4 protein-coding genes are annotated in these 4,703 nt (G+C 55.4%); all 4 read left to right on the plus strand.

The window, feature by feature from the left end; genetic code table 11:
- A partial coding sequence (locus EQY_RS0122335; protein WP_000300962.1) for a TrbI/VirB10 family protein occupies window positions 1-1,110 on the plus strand: 1,110 nt, incomplete at its 5' end.
- A gap of 11 nt (window positions 1,111-1,121) precedes the next feature.
- Window positions 1,122-1,634 (plus strand): type IV conjugative transfer system lipoprotein TraV, encoded by a 513-nt coding sequence (gene traV, locus EQY_RS0122340; RefSeq protein WP_000699799.1) that lies wholly within the window; start codon window positions 1,122-1,124, stop codon window positions 1,632-1,634.
- Window positions 1,631-4,270 carry a type IV secretion system protein TraC gene (traC, locus tag EQY_RS0122345; protein ID WP_000085832.1) on the plus strand — a complete coding sequence of 880 codons (2,640 nt, stop codon included), beginning with the start codon at window positions 1,631-1,633 and terminating at the stop codon, window positions 4,268-4,270. The genes traV and traC overlap by 4 nt, the downstream gene beginning before the upstream one ends.
- Complete coding sequence (gene trbI / locus EQY_RS0122350) at window positions 4,249-4,665, plus strand: type-F conjugative transfer system protein TrbI (RefSeq protein WP_000361871.1); 417 nt, start codon at window positions 4,249-4,251, stop codon at window positions 4,663-4,665. The genes traC and trbI overlap by 22 nt, the downstream gene beginning before the upstream one ends.
- The last annotated feature ends 38 nt before the right edge of the window (window positions 4,666-4,703 follow it).

Below are 4,703 nucleotides of genomic sequence, written 5' to 3' on the forward strand. Positions count from 1 at the left end.
CAGCATCCCGCCAGTGAGGCGGAAAAGAAGCTGAAAGCCTTTGAATCCCGTCTGGCGAAAATGGAGCAGCGGGAGCAGGACTACCGGGCCAAAATTGAAGAGCAGGAGAATGAGCTGGCTATCCTGCGGGCCGAACAGGAGGCAATGAAAGAAAACAGCGCACCGGAATTACCCGCCGGGCAACCTGCACCTTCTTTTGGCCCGGGCGCGGCTGTTCCACCTCCAACCACATTTTACCCGCCGGGCAGTGGTAATGAGAACGTAAATCTGGCACCGGTCACGCAGTATCAGGTGACACCAAAGCCTGAGAAAGGGCTGTCCTCAATGACCGTGGATTATGGTGAAAAATCTGCTGTCAGCAATAAACCACCTCTGCCTTATATCCCGTCAGCCAGCTTTGCGCCGGCGGTTGTTATTGAAGGGGCCGATGCCAATGCCTCCGTCACCGGTAACAGCGATCCGTCCCCGATGCAGTTCCGCCTGACCGGCCTGGTCAGGATGCCCAACGATAAAACGTATGATCTGACAGGCTGTATGGTCACCGCCGGGGCCTATGGTGATATCTCCAGTGAGCGGGCGCTGATCCGTACCGATCGTCTTTCCTGCCATAAAAACGGGCATGTGATTGATATGCCTTTTAAAGGCCATGTTTCTTTTAAAGGGAAGAACGGCATCAAAGGTGAGCCGGTCATGCGTAACGGCAAAATTATTGGCTGGGCATTTGCAGCCGGTGCCGTGGATGGTATTGGCAGCGGTGTGGCCAAAATTGGTCAGGAAACACCGGGTGCGGGGGCTGTGGCCTCGGTTTCCGGCAGTTCAGTGATGAACAGCGCGTTGGGTGGCGGGGCATCGCAGGTCGGTAAAACGCTGAGTGATTATTACATCAAGCGGGCAGAGCAGTATCACCCGGTCATCCCGGTAGGGGCAGGAACGGAAGTGACGGTGGTATTTCAGGAAGGTTTTCAGCTGAAGTACACGGACGAGGACAAGGCATCCACGCCGGCGCGTCAGGCGAAAGCGGTGGTGGATAACGGTATTCAGGTATCACAGCAGATGCTGCAGGAACTTAATCTCGGGGATACGGTGCCTGCCATACAGACGCCCAAATAACGGAGAAAGAAATGAAGATTCTGTATCTGACACCCGTGGCACTGGCTTTATTGCTGAGTGGTTGTGCGGGAATGAAGAGTGAATTTGACTGCAATGCCACAGCCAGTAACAGCTGTATGACAATGGATGAGGCGAACAATAAAGCCCGCTCAGCCACTGAACGTTCTGAAGCAACAAAACAGTCCTCACTTCCCCGCCTTGCCGCTTCCGGTTCACAACCTTTAACCAGAACCGTCCCTTTTGCCGTAAAGACACCTGCAGGAGCACCGGATTCAGTGGCTTCACCGGTATCATCCCGGACATCAGGAAACACCGCGACGGGGAGCCGCATTGTTACTGACGGTGACAGCACACGCCAGAAATCCCGGCGCGCGGCGCAGGAACCCGTCCGGTTACAGGCGACAACGGCCCGGATGTGGATTGCCGCCTGGACTGATGAACAGGATGTATGGCATCAGCCGTCACTGGTGGCCTTTGAGGTCACGCCGTCGCGCTGGTTACATCAGCAGGGGGGTAAAGAGTGAGCAGGGAAAGACAACCGGAACAGCAGGAGGTAAAAGGCTGGCAGGTATTACTGTCGCAGTTGCTGGGTGGCTGGAAAACGCCGGATGGCAGCCAGCAGGCGCAGCAAATCCTGGATGAAATGGATTATCCGTCTTTCGCCAGTCTTCTGCCGTACCGCCGGTATGATCCGGACAGTGAGCTGTTCATTAATGCCAGAACGGCAGGGTTTATCCTCGAGTGTGCGCCGTTATCCGGTGCCAATGAAGCCATCAGTAAATCACTGGATTATTTTTTGCGGGACAAAATCCCCCGTAAAGTCCCACTGACATTCATGCTGGTTGGTTCTCCCTGTGTGCGTCCGATGCTGGAGCGTGGGCTGGCTGATTTTCGCTGGCAGGGAAAGCGGGGGGATGAATTCAATGCCATCACCCGTGCCTATTATGAACGGGCCGCCCTGACAAAATTTGCCAATAAAAAAGGCTATCCGCTGACGCTGCGTCATTACCGTCTGTTTGTCTCGTATGCGGAAGAGGTCAGCAGCCTGACGGAACAGAAGAAAACTGAGCTGAACCAGGTGGCCAACCGTGTTGTGGCTGGTCTGGCTTCTGCCGGCCTGTGGTCGACGCGGGTGGATAAACACGGGCTGGTTTCTCTGGTGCGTGAACTGGCCAATTTCCGGCATGGCAATACTGAACCCCCGGGCGGGGATGTGGCGGAGTTTGAGCCGCTGAATACAGAATGTATTGACCGTTCCCTGCGGCTGATGCTGCATCCGGATCGCATTGAACAGAGCCTGCAGTCACAACGTGGTGGCGAACGTGAGCGCACACGCATTCTTAATTTCATGCTGGAAAAAAATCCGGAGAAACCGTATGCCCTGTGGCAGATGGGGGACAATATCAGCAACGTCACGGACCCGCTGTGCACCATTTCCTGCCCGTTTGTAATGACGCTGGCGCTGGAAGTGGAGGAGCAGGCCGGTACCCAGCGGGAGGCCAACCGCAAATTTATCCAGCTGGACAAAAAGGCCAACTCCCCCTTTGCAAAGTTTGTGCCGTCGGTGAAAAAGCAGGCTGCAGAGTGGGGCGGGCTGCGTGAATCCCTCAGCACCAACCAGGATTCACTGGCGCGTTTTTACTTTAACGTCACGCTGTTCTGTGAGGACAGGGATGAAGTGGCGCTGGAAACGGAGATGGCGGTGCTGAACACCTTCCGCCGTAACGGGCTGTCGATGTATATGCCGGAGTTTATGCAGCTGCGTAATTACCTCTCCGTCTTTCCGTTCATGATGCCGGAAGGGCTGTGGAGCGATATCTGTCGTTCGAATGCTATTCAGCGGGCACGGGCCAGCAATGTGGCCAATATTCTGCCGGTGGTGGCGGATAACCAGGTCTGCCTGCAGGGGCTGCCCATACCGTCTTACCGCAACCAACTTTCTTTTTTGAACCTGTTCGACCGCAATGCGGGGCTGGATACGGATAACAACAACCTCTCCGTCACCGGTACCTCCGGGGGCGGTAAGTCATTCCTGATGCAGGGCATCATCCGGCAGGTGCTGGACAGCGGTGGCCGGGCCTGGGTGTTTGATATGGGGGACTCCTACAAGGGACTCTGCCGTAATGTGGGCGGGGTATACCTGAACGCGCTCGACCTGCGCTTCAACCCCTTTGCCAACATTAAGGACATTAGAGCATCCGCCGAGAGTGTCCGCAACCTGCTGGTCGTGCTGGCCAACCCGTCCGGTAACTGCGATGACACCTTTATGTCGCTGTTACTGAAAGCGGTTAAGGAAGTCTGGGACCAGAAGGAGAACACAGCCCAGATTGACGATATCGTGCACTACATGCGGAAAGCGCTGGAGCAGCCGGAATACCGCGATACCACCACCGTGCGTTCGCGTATGGATGAGATTATCGTCGGTCTGGAAAAGTACTGCTCCTGGGGGCTTTATGGCGAGTACTTCAACAGTGAAAAGCCGTCACTGGATGACAATGTGCGTTTCTCCGTACTGGAGATGGGGGAGCTGAAGGACAAGCCTGACCTGCTGGCTGCCGTGATGTTCTCGATGATGATTTACGTCGAGCAGCGGATGTATCTCTCCGACCGTCAGCAACACAAGGTCTGTCTGATTGATGAGGCCTGGAAGCTGCTGTCGAAGGACAACAAGCGGGCGGAAGACTTTATTGAGAACGGCTACCGCACGGCGCGTAAATACAACGGGGCCTATATCACCATCACCCAGGGGATTGAAGACTTCGACGGGCAGAAAGCCAGTGGCGCGGCGAAAGCGGCCTGGGCGAACTCCTCCTTCAAAATCATCCTGCGTCAGAACCGCGATGCGTTCCGTAAATACTGCCTGGATAACCCGGAACAGTTTAACCGGTTTGAACGGGAGGTCATCGAGGGCTTTCCGGCAGCCCGTGAGGCGCATTTCAGTGCCTTTATGCTGCGTTACGGGGGGCAGACATCATTCCACCGTCTGCTGCTCGACCCTATCAGTCGCGTCATGTTCTCATCCGATGGTGAGGATTTTGACTACCGTGAAGCCGGACTCCGTGCCGGTAAAGATATCCACGACATCATCGGAGAACTGGCCTGGCGTAAGTTCCCGCAGGAAATGGAGACACTGACGGAATGGATAAAACACAATCACTGATTTCCTCTGCCGCTACACCGGAAAAATCCCCCACTAAATGCTCCCGTCGCCGTCGTTATCTGAAGTCTGTTGCCGGTGTGGTGGCGGGCATGATGGTGCTGAATGCGGCGGTCTCCCTGTTACTGACAGAGTGGCGCCAGCCAAAAACGGTCAGTTTTGATATGGCCGGAACCGTGAACAGTTTTATGTCACAGGCTGCGGCGCAGGCACTGGATGAAGCTCAGATAAAGGCGCTGACTGCACGTTTTAACCGTGCACTCTCTGACAGTCTGACGGCATATCAGCGCGATCACCGGGCCGTCATTATTGTGGCACCGGCCGTTGTGGGCGGCGCAGAAGATATTACGGCAGAGATTCAGCAGTCAGTGGCTGCACGTATGGCAGAAGGGAAGTGAGTATGGCAGATGAAATCGAACGTTTTCAGTCTCATCAG

It is taken from the genome of Escherichia sp. TW14182 (genome assembly GCF_000208525.1).
Classification (GTDB): domain Bacteria; phylum Pseudomonadota; class Gammaproteobacteria; order Enterobacterales; family Enterobacteriaceae; genus Escherichia; species Escherichia ruysiae.